The sequence below is a fragment of the Kallipyga gabonensis genome (assembly GCF_001286805.1).
Taxonomy (GTDB): domain Bacteria; phylum Bacillota; class Clostridia; order Tissierellales; family Peptoniphilaceae; genus Kallipyga; species Kallipyga gabonensis.
On sequence record NZ_CXYV01000001.1, the window covers coordinates 96,733 to 113,905 of the forward strand.

Below are 17,173 nucleotides of genomic sequence, written 5' to 3' on the forward strand. Positions count from 1 at the left end.
TTGATGTCTTTATTCCTGGTGGTGGCCGGCTTCTGCCCAGAGCTTATCTGCACAGGGTTTCCAGGCTTCCGCATAGGGTTTGCATTTTCCGCACAGGTGTTCCGCACTCTCCGGCGACTGAAGGTCGGTGGACTTTGCCCCGGATTCTTTGACGATTTGCTGGAGAATCTCCGGATTTTCCAACATGGGGCATGGCCGCAAGTGATTCTCATTGAAAGGGTGGTTGTCGTGGTAGGCCATAAAGAGGGGCTGCTTCAGAATTTCCAGTAGAGTGTGGGTCCGAATATTGGCTCCGGAATAGTGGATGAAAACACAGGGTTCCGCATCGCCATTGGCATTGATATGGAAGTAGTTTCTTCCGCCGGCAATGCAGCCGCCAACAAATTCACCGTCATTCTGGAAGTCCATGGTAAAAAGGCCTTCGCCCGTAGTGAGTTTTCTGATTTCACGGATTCGGTTCTTGGTCGCTACCCTCTGTTCCGGTGTGGGAAGGAGGCCCAGGAAGGCATCATTGCCGACCGGCATATAGTGGAAGTACATGGCATAGCGGCAGCCCTTATCCACCATGAGCTTGACGAATTCTTTGGAGGTGACGGATTCACAGTTTTTCGAGGTATAGCAGATGGAAGTTCCAAAGACCAGGCCATTCTTCTTCAAGAGGTCCATGGCGTGCATGACCTTGCCGTAGACCCCGTCGCCCCGACGAAGGTCGTTGACTTCCGGTGAACCCTCCAGGCTGATGGCCAGCATGAGGTTGCCCACCCGCTTTAACTCCTGGCAGAAGGCCTCATCAACCAGGGTTCCATTGGTGAAGGCCAGGAACTGACATTCCTTGTGCTCCTCGCAGAGTTTGATCAGGTCGTCCTTGCGCACCAGGGGCTCTCCCCCGGTAAACATATAGAAGTAAACGCCAAGTTCCTTCCCCTGTTTGACCACGCTGGACATTTCGTCATAGGTAAGATTGAGCTTGTTGCCATACTCCGCCGCCCAGCATCCGGTGCAGTGGAGGTTACAGGCAGAGGTGGGGTCCATAAGGATCAGCCAGGGGATGTTGCACTGGTGAACCTCCCGCATTTCCCGGATGGTTTTGGTCCCGTGCAACATGGCTTCCAGGCCAAAGTTCAGGACCGTCGTCTTAATGACGTTAGGATCCAGTTCGTCCAACATCCGGTTGACGTACTGGTTTAAGGCGCCATCCTTATCCGCAATCATGGTCCGCATGTTATCATAATCGACACCGAGATCCACCCCATCCATGTATTTTTCCATGAGGTCGATCAGCTTGATGATTTCCGGTTCCCTTTCGTCCTTGTCCACTTTCTTCAAAATCATATTTAATCCAAGGCTTGCTGCTGCTCTTGTTGCAGAATGACTTAAGCTTCCCATTCTTTTATCCTCCTTATTGTAGTTACTGTGCTGCGCACGACAAGTAAATTGAGTATTCCATCAATGATCAGGTTTAACCCGATCAGCATGACAATCGCTTTAGTTCCCTGGTAGGGGCGAAAAAAGAGCAAGCCACCGATGACTGAGGTGACCAGGGCGATAATCAAGATAACCCACCAGTTGTCCACTCCGATTTTTTTTGCATCCAGAGCGGTTTGAATGCGAAGTAAGGCATCCACGATGATAAAAAAACCAATCCCAATAATCAGGGTTTCCATAAACTGCCTGGACCAAAAGCACATGGTCAAACCGATGAGGATGGAGATGATCCCCATGGCAAAATCGAATTGAAAGGCCAATTGGAGCAGGTCCTTTGAAAAATAACCAAATAATTTAACAATACCAAACAACACAAGAATTGCTCCGCATAAACGACAAAAGACATCCGCAGCAATATTGGGTTGAACGAGTAAAAAAATGCCTAAAAAAATGAGGCAAATGGCAAATCCACTATAAATATCTTTTACCTTTTTTAATTTTTCCATTTTCTCATCTCCGCTATCCTAGCTTTCTATCCCCACACCCGGTCCAAATTCCGAACCGAGTCGACTTTCTCCATCGCTTTTGCCCATTTCATAGAGCCGGAGTAACTCATCATGATCCTGAGTCAAAGTTCGTAAATTTCCGGTATCGGAGGGAGCGATAATCATCGCCTTTCCCTCTTTTTCCAGCTTCAGGAGTTCTCTCAAACTTTGGTTGTAGACCATTGCCCTACGCTTCAGGGCTTGTGCCGCTTTGGGGTATTTCCGCTTCAGGAGCAAAACCAGCCGCCTATCGGCATCCTCTTTTCGAAAAAAGTCCCTGGGCTTGGTTAAAATCACAATGACTTTTGTACAACCTGCCTGGAAGGCTCTTTGGAAGGGAATGGGATCGGAGATTCCCCCATCGAAATAGGGAATCCCTTCAACCGGATAGGGCTTGCATAAAACCGGAACACAACAAGATGCCTTTATGGGATCATAAAAATTCTGCCCCAAATCCTTCTTAGTAAAATAGACAGCTTGGCCGGTGTTGGCATTGGTCACTACGATCTCCAATTCCATAGGGCTGGTTTTTAGGGCCTGATAGTCCAAGGGGTTCTCCCCACCGGCATCACTCAGTGTCGAATAAATATAATCCAGGTTGATGTAGGACCCCTTCTTCAAGAAGTTTCCCACGCCCATATAGTCTTTGCGGAAGGCATAATCGCTATAAAAAACCAGATTTCTTCCTCTTTGACCGGCCGCATAGGAGGCCCCATTGGCCGCTCCGGCCGATACGCCAATGAAGTAATCCGCTCGAATCCCCCGGGCCATACAAAAATCCAGGACTCCGGCTCCATAAATTCCTCGTGTTCCTCCACCAACATCTACAATTCCCAGCATGCGAATCTCTCTAACTTTCCCCGCTCTTTCCTGAACGCATCAAAAAATTAAATATGACTGTAAGGCCATTCTATCCTTCACCGGCATAAATGAGTACAGACAATAGAAGGCCGAATGTTCGAATTCGAACACTCGGCCTTCTATTGTCTATCAATTTTGACTATTTTTCTCTGATTCAGGAATGTCCCTTGATGTACATCTGAATCATAGGGTCGATGGTTGCTTCAAAAGATCCGGCTATGGTTCGGTTCAAGTCATCCCGATAATCCGGCATCCTGTCCTCCACCCATCGGAGGGTGGCCCCGATAAAGGCATAGGTGTAAAAATAAGTAATATAATCGATACCTGCCTGGGAAAGTCGCGTTCCTTCCGCAGCCTTGACCACAAAACGACCGACAAAGTGGCTGATCGCCGACTCCAGATATTGACTGAGAACATCCCGGCTTTTGGAGTCATAAACGTGGAGGATGGCTTCCTTATGGGATTGGAGGTATTCGGCCGTCCGCACATATTCCTCATAAAAAATCCGGTCCGGATTGCTTTCTTCCCGGAAGGTATCTGAAGCATCCTGGAAGGTTTTTTCTAACAAATCATCGATATTTTGAAAATGATAATAAAAGGTATTTCTGTTAATTTCGGCCGTTTCAATAATCTCTTTCACCGTAATTTTATCCAGAGATTTTTTCCGCAAAAGCTCCAAAAAAGCGTCAAAAATTGCTCTCCGAGTAAACCTGGCCATATCATTCCCTCTATATTAATAGCGGACGAACCCCCATACACATTCTATCTCTCATCGTCTTTGTGGTCGGGAGGCTTCCTATGGGGATAAAAGATCTCCTCTTCCACCGTCTTTTCCCCTTCTCCCAGGGTTACCTTCATTTTCACCCAAGACCCATCCAAATAACCCCGGTCAACGGCTAGGGTAAAAATATTCTTATTCAATTTTACCCAATATTCCTCTTGGGAAATCGGAAGATAACCATCATCCGGGAAAATGACCGCCCCCTCAATCTCCTCGATAAAAAATGGATTTTGCCTTTCATATAAGGTGATATTGGAGAGGAGGAGGAAGCCCTTAGCGACTTTCTTCCTCGTTTTCTTCCATAAAAAGGCTAAAAGGGCCATCAACCATAGGGTCCCGAGCAAGAATAAGCTGTAGATAAGAAGAGTCTTGTCGATAAAGAAAGGAAAAATGTGGATCAGGATGGTCATCTTGTCGGTCTCTTCGATAATAAGAAGAATGAGGCAAAAGACCAACCAGGCCAGGGAGGCTAATATCAAAAAGAGTCGTATTTTCCCAACCCTCTTCCTTTCTCCTGGCCTATCATTTTCCATTTCTGACATCCTAAATCCTTCTTCCGTTGTTAGAGGAGCTGAATTCCCTAAACCTCAACAAACAATACCCCTTCTTCACCCGCCGGAAGGTCTTTTCCGATCCTTCCAAGAAGGAAAAAGGCCGCCCCTCCTCTTGCGATCTCTTCTTCATCCCTTTTATCCAGGCAAAAGGAATTGACCAGCACAGTCCTTGGACATGCTTGGTTGGCCTGAACCGCATAGTCATATTTCATCGAAGAGTTCCATTCCTTAAAAGGAAAGTCCGTATAAACCGGCCATAACAGAAGATCAAGCCGAAGATCCTTAATTTGCTGAATGTTCTCATCAAACCAAAGGTCACCGCAAAGACCCACAGCCATTTTTCGACCCTCTAAGAGAAAGGAATGGAAGCCCTCCCCTTCCCGGTAGCACTCACTGGCCCCCTCTATCTTCCAGCCGGGCGAAACCCGGCGAAAGACATCCACCATCTTCCCCTGAGAATCAATGGTGGCCTGGGAGGAGTATATGGCCTCCCCCTCCCGCTCGATGAAGCCAAAAGAAACCGCGATGGAGCTGTCCCTTGCTTTCCCTGCAATCTCGTCAAAGACCGGATGGTCAAGGGCTAAAGCCATCTTCAGGTCGTGGTCAAGATCAAAGGTCGGTCCATAAAAGCCCTGGAGAAAGGCCTCCCCGAAAAGGACCATATCCGCCCTACCCCGGTAGTCTTCCAGGGTCTTCAGGATGACCCCTTTATTAAAATCCAGATCCTCATTGATGAATCCTTTGGCAGCTAATGCAAATTTCATTTGTTTTTCTCCTACAAAAAAGAATGGTTCGATTTTAATCCGGAACCACAAACAGGAATCAGGCAATCATGAGTCCTTCCATAAAGACGGCAATACTCCCGATAACCTGCATAATTGGCAGCCGTGGTTGGCTCGCAATAAATGCCCCGCTTGGCCAATTGAGCCATAGAACCTGCAATCTCCTCCTCCGGAGCATGGACAAAGCGAACATCGTATTTCCTGGCATAGCCCAGGATCTCATATCCACGCATGGGTTTTCCAATAGCGATCCCCTCCGCCAAGGTCAGGCCCGGTTGTATTTCTTCCACTTCCTCGGCCTGGACTTTTACGGCCCTATAGACCGGATCACAGTGCTCACTTTGGACCCCAATAATTTGGGGTATATGGTCTATGCAGCCACTCTCCAATAAATGCTCAAGACCCTGCATGACCCCAAGAAAAAGGGTCCCGTTTCCAACAGGGAGTAGAATGTATTTCGGAATTCTGCGGAGTTGCTCAAAGGTCTCATAAATATAGGTTTTCGTTCCTTCAAAGAAGAAGGGGTTATACACATGACTGGCATAATAAAGTCCTTCTTCCTTGACCCGCTCCCGGCAAAGGTCGGCGCAGTGGTCACGATTACCCGGAACAATATGGACTTTTGCCCCATGGGACCGGATCATCTGAATTTTTTTCGCTGAAGTCCCCTCATGAACAAAAATCTCACAGGCAATGCCGGCTCGACTGCAATAGGCTGCGATCGCATTTCCCGCATTCCCACTGGAATCCTCGACCACATGGTCCACCCCAATCGATTTACAGTGGGCGACCAAGGTCGCCGCTCCCCGGTCCTTGAAGGATAGGGTCGGCATGCAATAATCCAGTTTGAATAGGACATCGTCATCAAAATGGACGATTGGCGTCATTCCTTCACCCAGGCTCACTTCTTTCCAAGAGTCATCTTCCATGGCCATAAACTTCCGATAGCGGTATTGGCTCCATTCCCCCTTATCCACCTGGGCAGGGTCAAATTTCGGTGGCTGGTAGTCTAGTTGCCACAATCCTCCGCATTCACAGTGAAAGGCCCTGGTTGAGGCGGGAGCCCTCTTTCCACATTTTGAACAAATGAATTCCATAAGCAATCTCCTGGTTTGGGTGAAAGGAAGCAGCACGCAAGATTATCAATATGATTAATCATATCATGATGACTAAGGATTTGATGAAGAAGTGGGATGGTGTATATGATACTATAGACCATACGTTATCACTTAAAACTAAGCCGCCTAATAAAGTATGAAATGCTATAATTAAGGCCTAAAAGGAAAAACTAAGGTGTGAAATCAAATAAGGAGGGACAATCTTGGATATCAATGAATTAACGTTGAAAGATTTGCAGCCCTCACAGCTTTATATTTCAGATAAGAAATTGAGAACGGTTACAGCCTGCAAAAAGCAAGCCATCGTTTCGCCCGAAGATCTGCTTCCCAGAATTATCTCTGAAAATGACTATATAGGAAAATGGGACAAATGGTGCGACCGGATGCAAGCGAAGATAGTCGTCATCGAACCATATACCAAGCAAAGAATTCCGGAGGTGCTGATGTTTGAACAGGCACTTCGAGCAGAAGAAGACTTCTGGGGCTGGGAAATCAATGAAGAGTATATCAAAAGCGTTACTGCCAGTTTTGAAAACACCAGTTTCTCCAATTCACTTTCCTTTTTGGCCTATCAGAATAACCATGTGATAGGCCGAATTGATGCCGTTCTTATTCCATCACATTTTGATGGATCAATAAAAGCCTACCTGGATTGGATTTGTGTTCTCAAGAGTTCCCGTCATAGGGGTGTGGCACAAAAGCTTCTTGCTACATTACTAGATACATTAAAAAAGCAAAATGTTGATACGCTAATTGCACTAACTGCCAGCAACGAAGAAGCACAGCGATTCTATAGATCAGTTCCAAATTCCGAAATGAGAGATGTTGGCATTTGGATTGATATTAAATAAGTTAAAAAATGAGCGATCTGACTTCTCCAACAGAAGTCAGACCGCTCATTTTTCTTGGATAATCTTAGATAATTGTTATGAGGAAATACCCGGGTATAAAAGTCCAGCATATTTCAGACTTTTTGGACATTTGAGTATTACTCCCACTCAATCGTTGCGGGCGGTTTCCCGGTAATGTCATAAACCACCCGTGAAATGCCCGGCACTTCATTGACAATCCTCTCCGAGGCGGCGGCCAGGACCTCGTGGGGAATCCGGGACCACTCGGCCGTCATGAAGTCCACGGTAGTGACCGCCCGGAGGGCAAGGACATAGTGGTAGGTCCTGGCATCCCCCATGACACCCACGGTCTGGAGGTTGGTCAGGACGGCGAAGTACTGGCCGATCTGACGGGCCAGGCCGGCCTTCTTGATTTCCTCCCGCCAAATGGCGTCGGCTTCCTGGAGGAGGGAGACCTTGTCCCGGGTGATGTCGCCCAGGATCCGGACAGCTAGGCCGGGTCCGGGGAAGGGCTGGCGCCAGACTTGGTCTTCGGGAATGCCCAGCTCCAGGCCCAGCTCCCGGACCTCATCCTTAAAGAGATCGCGGAGTGGCTCCACCAGGCCCTTGAAGTCGACGTGTTCAGGAAGGCCACCTACATTATGGTGGGATTTGATGACGGCTCCGCCAACGCCGGATTCGATGACATCGGGATAGATGGTCCCCTGAACCAGGTAGTCCACCTGGCCGATCTTCTTGGCCTCTTCCTCGAAGACCCGGATGAACTCTTCCCCGATAATTTTTCTTTTCTTCTCAGGATCGACAACCCCGGCAAGCTTGCCCAGGAAGCGGTCGGAGGCATCCACGGTGATGAGCTTCATCCCCATCTCCCGGTGGAAGATCTCCTCCACCATCTCGGCTTCATCCTTGCGGAGGAGGCCATGGTTGACGAAGACGCAGGTCAGGTTTTGTCCGATAGCCTTATGGACCAATACGGCGGCAACGGCGGAGTCAACCCCGCCGGAGAGGGCGCATAGGGCCTTTCCATCTCCAATCTTGTCCTTGAGCTTTTGGATGGCGACCTGGGCAAATTCGTCCATCTTCCACCGCCCCTCCAGGCCGCAAACCCGGTAGAGGAAGTTGTGGATCATGTCCCTCCCCTGGAGGGTATCGTTGACTTCCAGGTGGAATTGGACCCCATAAACCCTGGCCTCCTCATTGCCGAAGGCGGCGATGGGGCAGTTATCGGATTGGGCCAGGACTTGGTACCCTGAGCCCAGGTCCTGGACCCGGTCCCTGTGGGACATGAGGACCGGGGTCTCGGCCTCCAGGCCCTGGAAAAGGGGCGATTCGACCACTAGGCTGGCGGGATGGACCCCGAACTCCGCCTTATCGGCAGAAACGACCTTACCACCGGTGTGGTAGGCCAGCCACTGGGCACCATAGCAGATGCCCAGGATGGGGAGGCCCAGGTCAAGAACAGCCGGATCCAGCTGAGGAGCCCCCTCCTCATAAACCGACGAAGGACCCCCGGTCAGGATGAACCCGGCATAATCCCCTTGTTTAATTTCTTCTATGGAAATAGTGCAGGGCTTGATTTCGCAAAAAACATTTTGCTCACGAACCCGTCGTCCGATCAACTGCTTATATTGCCCACCAAAATCAAGAATCAGTATTTTTTCTTCTTTAATATCCATCTTCATGAAGTCGTCCTCCTTCACCGATTGTCCCTAACTATTCTCCTCATTTTACCACGAAACCGGTCCGGAAAAGCAGGCCCTCTTTCTCCCCGATAAAAAGACATGGACGCCCAAAGGCGCCCATGATTACTTTAAGGAATAGCCTCTACTCCTGATTACTCCACGTTTTCCAGGACTTCCGGGACGTGTTTGTCCAGGTAGTCTTTGAGGATTTGGAAGGTTTCCTTGGATATAGCATGTTCCATTCGGCAGGCATCGTATTCCGCCAGATCCTCATCCACACCGACGTACATGAGGAGGTCTTTGAGGGTTTTATGGCGCTCATCGATCATTTGACCAATGGCCGCCCCCTGTTCAGTCAGGCGAAGCTCTCCGTCCTTTTCCATAATGACGTAGCCCTCTTCCTCCATCTTCTTGACCGCATTGGATACCGAAGCCCTAGACAGGTTAAGATGACGGGCAAGATCAACAGAGCGTACATGCCCCGTTTCTTCCTGGAGAACATAGATCCCCTCCAAATAATTTTCTTTTGAATCACGAATCTGATGCAAACTAATTCCCCCATTTCTCTATCCGGGGCTTCAATTTGGATCATCTGCCCCGATCGCTTTTTACTGATTAGAAAACATTATACCCATTTCCGCCAGTAAAGTCTTGGAAGCCTTCTTTTAGGCGAAACAATCACGATAAAATCATTTTGTTATCACTCTTATTCTTTGAGTGATAATTTCCCTTGACTTAATGGTCAAAGATGGTATAATTTGAATTGTAAGACAAAGAGTTGAGATCAGGAAGATGGAAGTGCCCTGATCGACCAAGTATAGATGTATCAGTGAAAGGAGAAAAAAATGTTACGTTTATTACCCTATTATGGAACGCCTGCTGGAAAAGCCTCCAACGATTTGGATACTATGTTTGATTCCTTTTTCCGGACCGGAATGGAAAGAATGAAAGAGGTTTCCTTTAGGATTGATGTGGAGAAAACGGTGGATGCTTATCTCGTCACCGCGGAAGTCCCCGGGCTGACCAAGGAAGACATCGATATTGACGTGGAAAATGATCTTTTGACGATCTCCGTCCACAAGGAGGAAGAATCAAAGGAAGAGGACGAGAAGAAGACCTTTGTCCATAAAGAAAGACACTCTTTTAATTCCACCCGCCAGATTTCCCTTGAAGGAGTAGATGAGAATGCCATCCAGGCAAAAATGGGAAATGGGATTCTCACCATCAAAATGCCCTTTGAAGAAGAAGTCTCAACAAAAAAATCTATTTCCATTAACTAGCATATCGGCCCCCGAAAGCCGGAATTTTTACTGCCGGCTTCCGGGGGTATCTTTATACAAATAATGGTTGATCCAAACCCTTAGGTCAAAGAAATGACCTCATCGCACCGGTTCCAGATATTTGGGTTATGGGTGGCGATAATAATCAGCCGTTTGGGGTCGCGAAGTTGAAAGACCAATTGCAAAACCTCATCCGCAGTTGCAGGATCCAAGGAGGCGGTGGGTTCATCCGCTAAAAGTAGTGAAGGTTTCTTAAGCATAAGCTTTCCCACAGACACCCTCTGTGCTTCCCCTCCGGATAGCGTATATATTTTTCTATCCAGTGGCAGGTATGATAATCCCACCTTTTCCAGTACTTCGTGAAATGCCTGTTTTTTCTCCTCCACACTCATCCGTCGTCCCACAAATCCCAAATCTAAATTCGCAGCGACACTTTCATTTTCAATGAGTCCGAGATTTTGAAAGAGATACCCCAGTTCATGGCGAAAAAAAGCCTGTTCCTTATATTCAGTGAGGGCTTTTCCCTTATAGATAATATCCCCTCCATTCCATGGTTCTAATTTTGCCATCATATTCAGGAGTGTTGTCTTCCCCGACCCACTTCTCCCGATGAGGGCATAGATTTTCCCCGCTTCAAAGCGAAAGGAAAAGTCCTGGAAAATCAGGTGGTCTCCGTATCTTTTTTCTACTTTCAATAGTTCTATCATCATTATTCCCCCTTCAATAAGGTGACCGCACTCTGATTTTCCTTCTTCATCTGCCGGTATAAAAGGCCCCCCTCTAATACCAAAAAGATGATGTAGACCAATAAATTTAGCAAGGGCTTTCTCGACAGTAGAAAGAGGAGTATCAATCCTCCGGTTAAAACCAATCCCTGAAGCCTCAGATAGGTCAAATGGTTTTGGTAAAATGAGAATCCTGAAATCCTTCGAATAAATATTTCTCTGCGAAAATGTTCAAAATACAGGCGATTCATTACCACAAAGGAAAATGCCGCGACCAGAGTTCCAATAATGCTTCCAATCATTAAACTTATTGCCTCAAACCGGTAGGTCTCCACTTCTTCCAGGTATACACCTCGAATATTTCGAATTCGAGAAACGAGAGGACTTAGACCATATTTCTGGATAAGTTCCTCTGTTTGATCAAAATCGGAAAATAGAAGGGAAGAATTAATGTGAGAAGACCATACACTGGCAGAACGAGGAGATCGATCCGTCGCTTTTGGCGTAAGCACAATAATATAAGGATCGTCCAGAAACTGTATTGGAGGTTTTCCTTCATAGTTGTAAATGAAAACAGGATCCTCTGTTGAGCGTTCAAAAAGAACCGGATGAAGTATTTCCGGTGTATCATCCAATTCCTTTCCCCAGTATCGATTGAAAACGAAGGTTTTCAAGGAGTTTTCTGCTTCATTTTTTTGTTCTTTTGATAATTTCTTTGGAAGGATCAGTCCAAACTCACCCGGTTTCAGTTTTTCCATCCTTTCCTGTTCATCTTGATTCGTTAAGATCATTTCTTTTTTTAAAAAGGAAGGACTGACGATTAAAATCTTTCGACTTTCCTCGAGGGTGGGTAATATCGGATCTTGTTCCTGTAAAAAATGTTCACAATAGATGATATCCTCTTTCATCAGCGCTTCGACGGTTAAATCGTACCAGGCCAAATCACGTTGATTTTGTCTTTCTTGTTGGTAGGGGTCAAAAGCACCGAGATTCATACTGAATTGAAAGGCATCAGGATGACCGGCCCATGCCTTCCTCCCAAGGTTCATTGCTTGGTATAATGGATACACTTCCGTAACCATATGACTCCCATAACCAACACCTAAAAAAGCAATAAATTGACCAACAAGCAAAACTGTCAAAACTGACGTAATGGGCATCCGACCCTTAATTAGGTCAATTAAGTGGCTTCTCTTAAGGATCAACCAAAAAAGTAACTCTATGAATAGAGCAAGAACAAATAAAAGGAAGGCATTGATTCCTGCACAAGTTATAAGAAAAATCAGTAATTTCCAATTCCATAGGTTTTTGAAATAAAGAAAAGCAATGGAAAGGAATGTGGCAAAAATAAAGCCGAGTACAATGGACAAAGAATCATCCAATAAAGATTTCTTAAAAATCTGACTTCGATTCATCCCTGAAAGCACCTGAATTCCTGAAGATCTCAGCTGATTAATTCTCTGCATACTTGTTAGGATAATAAAGAGTAGGCTAAACAATAATAAACTGAAGCTAATGGATGGGCGAGGGATGTATCCTAATGAAATTAAGACAGGCGAACTTTCAGCTAAATCATAAATCGTTTCAGCCCCATAAGAATCCAAAGTCTTTGACAATTCTTCTAAGGATAAACTGCCATGTAAAATGCTATACGTGTTCACCGGATCCAACTGTTTCTTATCATTTTCACTCGCCTCAATAAAACCATCAGGTACTTTACCTTGTCCAAATAAAGCATAACTGAAGCGAGAGGTCTGTCTATCATCTGATGGACGTGCAATACGAAGGGCAATAAGGCTATCTGTCCTTTTTCCCAAAGCATCAAGATCATCCTGGATTTGTTCCATATCAGCGTTTTCCGGCAAAGAGCGAACCCATACATTCGGATACATCGTAAACAGCATCGCATCAGGATTCTCTCCAATGATTAGACAGAAAAAAGAAATATAGATCATTGATGTAATGATGACAAACCATCTCTTCATTGTTTATCCTTTCCTAAATACTGGAGTCGATTAATAAAATAGGCCAATCGCATAGCGAATGGCCTATCTTCCAATGCTTAATTCACAAAAATTTCAGTAACTTATTTGTTGACGGCATCCTTCAGGTTCTTACCGGCTTTGAACACAGGAGCGGTAGAAGCAGGAATCTGGATGGTTTCTTCAGGATTGCGGGGGTTGCGGCCCTCACGTGCCTTGCGCTGACGGGTTTCAAAGGTGCCGAAGCCAACGAGTTGAACCTTATCGCCATTGATTAGGCTCTCGCGAACGGTCTCCAAGAAGGCATCTAAAGCACGGGTGGCATCAGCCTTGCTCAAGTTGGACTTTTCAGCAATATTTGCAATTAATTCAGATTTATTCATTCTTTCCTCCCTAAATGATTGCTAGTATCTTGCGAATACTTATCATAGAGTATCTCATTAGAGTCCCAGAATCAAGGATTTTAGCCCATTTTTTGGGAAACTTTAGCCAAAAAATCACTTTTTTCTATTTTTCTTTTGATGTTTCCTGGTTCGACTCTGTTTGACCGGCAGACAGATCGGGCAAAGCCTCATAATATATACGGACATTCAAATCCTTAGCCAGTTTTTCCATGTAAACTCGGTAATGATCTTCCTCATAAAGACCGAGAATGTAGGGTTTAACTAAGTCGTAATCCTCCTGTTTCTGACGAACATAGACGACATAGTAGATCCCCTCCTTCGGATAGACCTCCGCCGTTTCGACATCCTGGGTAAAAACCTTACGGCTAACCAGTCGATCATCACGAATGCCAATGTTTTTGAATTCCTGATAGCCTGTCTTCTCAAAGGGATCCTCATTGAGGATATGATAAGAAGTGAGATCTTTTCCTTCCTTCCAGGATTGGGCGATGGTCTCGGCCTCTTTTCGCGTAGGCACCCAGGCCTCCTGGATGTCTAATAGGATACGGTCATCAGGATGCTTATCATAATAAGTGCGGAGATCCTCTTCAGAAGGCGTACCTTCCTTTGCTATCCACTCCCGATGAGCTTGGGTTAAGGCTTCCTGATGAAGGGACTCCTCAAAAGCCTCCGGGGATATTTTCAAACTTTTGAGCTGGCTTTGAAGGCCCTCCTCATTACCAAACTGTTGAATGGCTTCCCGCTTTTTTTCCTCATAGACTCGTCTTTCATCTATGCCCAGATGCTGGCAGTCCTCACGGACCATGGCCTCCCAGACCAGGTTGTCTAAAAGCCTCTTGCCAAGATCGTCCGAATCCTCCTCCGACCCTTTTCCCTCTTTTTTCGGCATTTTCCGGTAGAGAGATAAGAGGTTATCAAAATCCGCCCGACCGATCACCTGATCCCCCACTTGAGCGAGATCACCGGCACCCGGCTTTGCACAGGCAACAAGAATAATGGCCAGGCTACAGGCAAAAACTATTGCACCTATTTTCTTCATGACAAATCTCCCCATGTTCATAAAAGAAAAGACCGGATGATTGCATCCGGTCTACCGTCTAAACTTTTGTATTTCAAAGTGACTCGAAAGTACTTGAAGACTAGAGTTTAACTACGTTTGCTGCCTGAGGTCCTTTTTCGCCTTCGACAATTTCGAATTCGACTTCTTGACCATCTTCGAGGGTACGGAATTCGCCATTATCGGGAAGTGCCGAGAAATGAACGAAAACATCATTGCCATCTTCAGTGGAAATGAATCCATAACCTTTTGTTGCGCTGAACCATTTAACTGTTCCTTTTACCATGTAAATTCTCCTTAACTTTAATTACTCTTACGAGCTACTTGTCAATAGTAGTACGTAATTATCCTTCTGTCAATGGAAAAATGTCCCACTTTTCCAATTTTACCCAAATATTACAAGGAACAAGGATAAAATATCGCCATTGTTTTTTCCGGTTTCTTGATAAGCTTACGATAACTTGGATTTTGCCTCTTCCAGAGCCGTTTTCAACTCCGGAATCATGGACCGGTAGCTATCCGCCTTATCTCTTTCCTTTTGGACAACGGCTTCCGGAGCCTTTCCGGTAAAGTTCTCATTGGCCAGTTTTTTCTCCGCCTTTGCCAACTCGGATTGGGCATTTTCCAGATCCCTGGTCAACTTGTCAACTTCTTCTTTATAATCAATCAAACCGGCCAAGGGAATGTAGATTTTCAGGTTATCCCGGACAATGACGACGGCATCTTCCATCCTGGGGTCTTCAGCCAAGACGCTGACCTTGTCGGCGGAAGCCAGGTTTCTGAACTCATAAGCCAACGTCTCCAAAAGATGGCGAACCTCCGGGTCCTGGGCATAGAATACCAAGTCCGCTTTTTTCCTGGGCGGAACCTTCCGGCTCTGACGCTCATTGCGGATAGCAACGATGGCATCGATGGTCATCTTAACGGCCTCTTCCTCTTTGGGGAAGGAGGGATAGTCAGCCGATTCAGGATAAGGAGCATGGATGATCTTTCCCTGGTTGGAGGGAAGATAAGCCCAGATTTCCTCCGTGATAAAGGGCATGAAGGGGTGGAGAAGGCGGACGATGGCGGACAGGACGGTCTGGAGGACGGTCTGGACCACTTCCTTCCGTGCCTGATCTTCCCCGTATAGGCGGGGTTTGGACATTTCGATGTACCAGTCACAGAAGGTGAACCAGATAAAGTCATAGAGGGCACCGGCGGCCAAACCAATTTCGAATTTAGACAGGTTCCGGTCGACCTCCTCCAGGAGATCATGGAGGGCGGACAGGATCCACCGGTCTTCCACTTCCAGGCGGTCAGTTGCCAGGTCAGCGAGACTTAGGCCGGCTTCTCCCTCATCCATGCTCATGAGAACGAAGCGGGTCGCATTCCATAGCTTGTTGGCAAAATTTCGCGAGGCTTCCACCTTGGCTTCGGAATACCGGGTATCGTTGCCCGGGGTGTTCCCGGTGACCAGGGTAAAACGGAGGGCATCAGCCCCGTACTGAGCAATGACATCAAGGGGGTCAATGCCATTGCCCAAAGACTTGGACATTTTCCGCCCTTCTGCATCCCGGACAAGGCCGTTGAAATAGACATGGGAGAAAGGAGATTTCCCGGTAAAATGCTTAGCGGAAAAGACCATCCGGATAACCCAGAAAAAGAGGATGTCATAGCCGGTGATCAAGGTGTCAGTGGGATAAAACTTGTCCAGGTCTTCCGTTTCTTCCGGCCAACCCAGGGTAGAGAAGGGCCAAAGAGCAGAGGAAAACCAGGTATCCAGGGTGTCGGGATCCTGGTCAAGCTTGTCGGAACCGCAGGCGGGACAGGTGCCCGGAGCACCTTCTGTGGAGACAATGACCTCTCCGCAGTCCCGGCAATACCAGACCGGAATCCGGTGGCCCCACCAAAGCTGGCGGGAAATGGTCCAGTCGCGAATGGAATCCACCCAATTCATATAAATCTTATCAAAACGGTCGGGCACCAACTGAACTTCACCCATTTCCAGGGCTTCCCTTGCTCCCTGGATGTATTCTTCCATGGCCACGAACCACTGCTTGGAGAGGAGGGGCTCAATGACCGTCCCACACCGCTCACAATGGCCCACAGCGTGTTCAATCTCTTCAACATGGTCCAGGTAGCCTTGGGCCTCAAGATCGTCTACCATGGCCTTTCGGGCCTCCTGACGATCCATACCGGAATACTTCCCGTAGCCGTCGGCAATCGTAGCTTTTTCCGTAATGACCTTGCATTGGCCCAGATCGTGGCGACGGCCAACCTCAAAGTCGTTGGGGTCGTGGCTGGGGGTAATTTTCAAGGCTCCGGTTCCAAATTCCCGGTCGACGTAATCATCGGTGATCACCGGAATCTCCCGGTTGACCAGGGGCACAAGAACTGTCTTCCCTACAAAGTCCTCGAAACGGTCGTCCTCCGGGTGGACCGCCAGGGCAAGGTCTCCCAGAATGGTCTCCGGTCGAGTGGTCGCAATCATCAGGGTTTTATCAGGCTGGTCTTTTAGAGGATACTTCACATACCAAAGGTGGCCATGGTCATCAACGTGGTCGACCTCTGCATCTGAGATGGCTGTGCCGCAGGAAGGGCACCAGTTCACGATCCGGTTGCCCCGGTAGATTTTCCCCTCGTTATAGAGATCACCAAAGACCTTGTAGACTGCCTTGGACAGACCCTCATCTAAAGTGAACCGCTCCCGGGTCCAGTCACAGGAAACGCCCATTTTCCGGAGCTGGGAACGAATATTTCCGCCGTATTCCTCCGTCCAGTCCCAGCAGGCCTCAAGGAATTTCTCCCGGCCCAGGTCCTTTTTCGACAGCCCCTGTTCAGCAAGATGAGCCACCACCTTAGCCTCTGTAGAAATAGAGGCATGGTCGGTTCCGGGGATCCAGAGGGCTTCATAGCCTTTCATCCGCTTCCAACGAATCATGATGTCCTGGAGGGTGGACACCATAGCATGCCCCATATGGAGCTTGCCGGTTACATTTGGAGGGGGCATGGCAATAGTGTAGGGTGTCTTATCCGAGTGAACATCAGCGATAAAGTCACCGTCTTTTTCCCAGGATTGATAGATCCGGTCTTCAAAAGAGGAGGGATCGTAGTGCTTATCCAAATTTTTCATTTCTTATCCTC

Annotated in this window: 16 protein-coding genes and 1 pseudogene; 2 read left to right on the top strand and 15 right to left on the bottom strand. The window is 47.3% G+C overall.

Features of this window, described 5'->3' with window-relative positions; all coding sequences use genetic code 11:
- Window positions 1–9: 9 nt before the first annotated feature.
- From BN2373_RS00430 to BN2373_RS00460, 7 genes are all read right to left on the bottom strand, one after another.
- A complete protein-coding gene (locus tag BN2373_RS00430; protein WP_053942230.1) occupies window positions 10–1,386 on the bottom strand; it encodes a radical SAM/SPASM domain-containing protein in 1,377 nt (458 codons plus the stop codon).
- On the bottom strand, window positions 1,374–1,931 hold the full coding sequence (locus tag BN2373_RS00435) for an HdeD family acid-resistance protein (protein WP_053942231.1): 558 nt from the start codon (window positions 1,929–1,931) through the stop codon (window positions 1,374–1,376). The genes BN2373_RS00430 and BN2373_RS00435 overlap by 13 nt, the downstream gene beginning before the upstream one ends.
- 18 nt (window positions 1,932–1,949) lie before the next feature.
- A complete protein-coding gene (locus BN2373_RS00440; RefSeq protein WP_053942232.1) occupies window positions 1,950–2,810 on the bottom strand; it encodes a patatin-like phospholipase family protein in 861 nt (286 codons plus the stop codon).
- Between the two features lie 175 nt (window positions 2,811–2,985).
- The gene (locus tag BN2373_RS00445; protein WP_053942233.1) at window positions 2,986–3,549 is read right to left on the bottom strand and encodes a TetR/AcrR family transcriptional regulator; all 564 of its coding nucleotides are present in this window, start codon (window positions 3,547–3,549) and stop codon (window positions 2,986–2,988) included.
- 44 nt (window positions 3,550–3,593) lie between these two features.
- Window positions 3,594–4,154 (bottom strand): hypothetical protein, encoded by a 561-nt coding sequence (locus BN2373_RS00450; protein WP_053942234.1) that lies wholly within the window; start codon window positions 4,152–4,154, stop codon window positions 3,594–3,596.
- A gap of 38 nt (window positions 4,155–4,192) precedes the next feature.
- Complete coding sequence (locus BN2373_RS00455) at window positions 4,193–4,930, bottom strand: carbon-nitrogen hydrolase family protein (protein ID WP_053942235.1); 738 nt, start codon at window positions 4,928–4,930, stop codon at window positions 4,193–4,195.
- An 11-nt stretch (window positions 4,931–4,941) separates the two neighbouring features.
- The gene (locus tag BN2373_RS00460; protein ID WP_053942236.1) at window positions 4,942–6,045 is read right to left on the bottom strand and encodes a threonine synthase; all 1,104 of its coding nucleotides are present in this window, start codon (window positions 6,043–6,045) and stop codon (window positions 4,942–4,944) included.
- Window positions 6,046–6,269: 224 nt separating this feature from the next.
- Here BN2373_RS00460 and BN2373_RS00465 point away from each other — a divergent pair, with 224 nt between their 5' ends.
- On the top strand, window positions 6,270–6,917 hold the full coding sequence (locus BN2373_RS00465) for a GNAT family N-acetyltransferase (RefSeq protein ID WP_053942237.1): 648 nt from the start codon (window positions 6,270–6,272) through the stop codon (window positions 6,915–6,917).
- 137 nt (window positions 6,918–7,054) lie between these two features.
- On the opposite strand, the gene guaA is transcribed toward BN2373_RS00465, so the two are convergent.
- Together guaA and BN2373_RS00475 are read right to left on the bottom strand one after the other, a co-directional pair.
- Window positions 7,055–8,587 carry a glutamine-hydrolyzing GMP synthase gene (guaA, locus tag BN2373_RS00470; RefSeq protein ID WP_274380677.1) on the bottom strand — a complete coding sequence of 511 codons (1,533 nt, stop codon included), beginning with the start codon at window positions 8,585–8,587 and terminating at the stop codon, window positions 7,055–7,057.
- A gap of 164 nt (window positions 8,588–8,751) precedes the next feature.
- A complete protein-coding gene (locus tag BN2373_RS00475) occupies window positions 8,752–9,147 on the bottom strand; it encodes a metal-dependent transcriptional regulator (protein ID WP_053942238.1) in 396 nt (131 codons plus the stop codon).
- Between the two features lie 297 nt (window positions 9,148–9,444).
- Between BN2373_RS00475 and BN2373_RS00480 the strand changes: the two genes are divergently transcribed.
- Window positions 9,445–9,879 (top strand): Hsp20/alpha crystallin family protein, encoded by a 435-nt coding sequence (locus tag BN2373_RS00480; RefSeq protein ID WP_053942239.1) that lies wholly within the window; start codon window positions 9,445–9,447, stop codon window positions 9,877–9,879.
- A gap of 80 nt (window positions 9,880–9,959) precedes the next feature.
- Here BN2373_RS00480 and BN2373_RS00485 read toward each other — a convergent pair whose 3' ends face one another.
- The 6 genes and pseudogenes from BN2373_RS00485 to BN2373_RS00510 all read right to left on the bottom strand — a co-directional run bounded on the left by BN2373_RS00485 (window position 9,960) and on the right by BN2373_RS00510 (window position 17,162).
- Complete coding sequence (locus BN2373_RS00485; protein WP_053942415.1) at window positions 9,960–10,586, bottom strand: ATP-binding cassette domain-containing protein; 627 nt, start codon at window positions 10,584–10,586, stop codon at window positions 9,960–9,962.
- A 2-nt stretch (window positions 10,587–10,588) separates the two neighbouring features.
- On the bottom strand, window positions 10,589–12,589 hold the full coding sequence (locus tag BN2373_RS00490; protein WP_053942240.1) for a bacteriocin-associated integral membrane family protein: 2,001 nt from the start codon (window positions 12,587–12,589) through the stop codon (window positions 10,589–10,591).
- A gap of 101 nt (window positions 12,590–12,690) precedes the next feature.
- Window positions 12,691–12,972, bottom strand: a pseudogene (locus tag BN2373_RS00495) (HU family DNA-binding protein); the annotation flags it as partial.
- Window positions 12,973–13,093: 121 nt separating this feature from the next.
- Entirely contained in the window at window positions 13,094–14,029 is a 936-nt protein-coding gene (locus BN2373_RS00500; RefSeq protein ID WP_053942242.1) for a SurA N-terminal domain-containing protein, read from the bottom strand.
- A gap of 100 nt (window positions 14,030–14,129) precedes the next feature.
- Entirely contained in the window at window positions 14,130–14,333 is a 204-nt protein-coding gene (locus BN2373_RS00505; RefSeq protein ID WP_019134678.1) for a cold-shock protein, read from the bottom strand.
- Window positions 14,334–14,498: 165 nt separating this feature from the next.
- Window positions 14,499–17,162, bottom strand: a complete 2,664-nt coding sequence (locus BN2373_RS00510; RefSeq protein WP_053942243.1) for a valine--tRNA ligase — start codon at window positions 17,160–17,162, stop codon at window positions 14,499–14,501.
- Between the last annotated feature and the right edge of the window lie 11 nt (window positions 17,163–17,173).

What these genes read in the sequence shown, in the direction of transcription:
- BN2373_RS00430 (WP_053942230.1), bottom strand. Translation starts at nt 1,386, where the DNA reads ATGGGAAGCTTAAGTCATTCTGCAACAAGAGCAGCAGCAAGCCTTGGA.
- BN2373_RS00435 (WP_053942231.1), bottom strand. Translation starts at nt 1,931, where the DNA reads ATGGAAAAATTAAAAAAGGTAAAAGATATTTATAGTGGATTTGCCATT.
- BN2373_RS00440 (WP_053942232.1), bottom strand. Translation starts at nt 2,810, where the DNA reads ATGCTGGGAATTGTAGATGTTGGTGGAGGAACACGAGGAATTTATGGA.
- BN2373_RS00445 (WP_053942233.1), bottom strand. Translation starts at nt 3,549, where the DNA reads ATGGCCAGGTTTACTCGGAGAGCAATTTTTGACGCTTTTTTGGAGCTT.
- BN2373_RS00450 (WP_053942234.1), bottom strand. Translation starts at nt 4,154, where the DNA reads ATGTCAGAAATGGAAAATGATAGGCCAGGAGAAAGGAAGAGGGTTGGG.
- BN2373_RS00455 (WP_053942235.1), bottom strand. Translation starts at nt 4,930, where the DNA reads ATGAAATTTGCATTAGCTGCCAAAGGATTCATCAATGAGGATCTGGAT.
- BN2373_RS00460 (WP_053942236.1), bottom strand. Translation starts at nt 6,045, where the DNA reads ATGGAATTCATTTGTTCAAAATGTGGAAAGAGGGCTCCCGCCTCAACC.
- BN2373_RS00480 (WP_053942239.1), top strand. Translation starts at nt 9,445, where the DNA reads ATGTTACGTTTATTACCCTATTATGGAACGCCTGCTGGAAAAGCCTCC.
- BN2373_RS00485 (WP_053942415.1), bottom strand. Translation starts at nt 10,586, where the DNA reads ATGATAGAACTATTGAAAGTAGAAAAAAGATACGGAGACCACCTGATT.
- BN2373_RS00490 (WP_053942240.1), bottom strand. Translation starts at nt 12,589, where the DNA reads ATGAAGAGATGGTTTGTCATCATTACATCAATGATCTATATTTCTTTT.
- BN2373_RS00500 (WP_053942242.1), bottom strand. Translation starts at nt 14,029, where the DNA reads ATGAAGAAAATAGGTGCAATAGTTTTTGCCTGTAGCCTGGCCATTATT.
- BN2373_RS00505 (WP_019134678.1), bottom strand. Translation starts at nt 14,333, where the DNA reads ATGGTAAAAGGAACAGTTAAATGGTTCAGCGCAACAAAAGGTTATGGA.
- BN2373_RS00510 (WP_053942243.1), bottom strand. Translation starts at nt 17,162, where the DNA reads ATGAAAAATTTGGATAAGCACTACGATCCCTCCTCTTTTGAAGACCGG.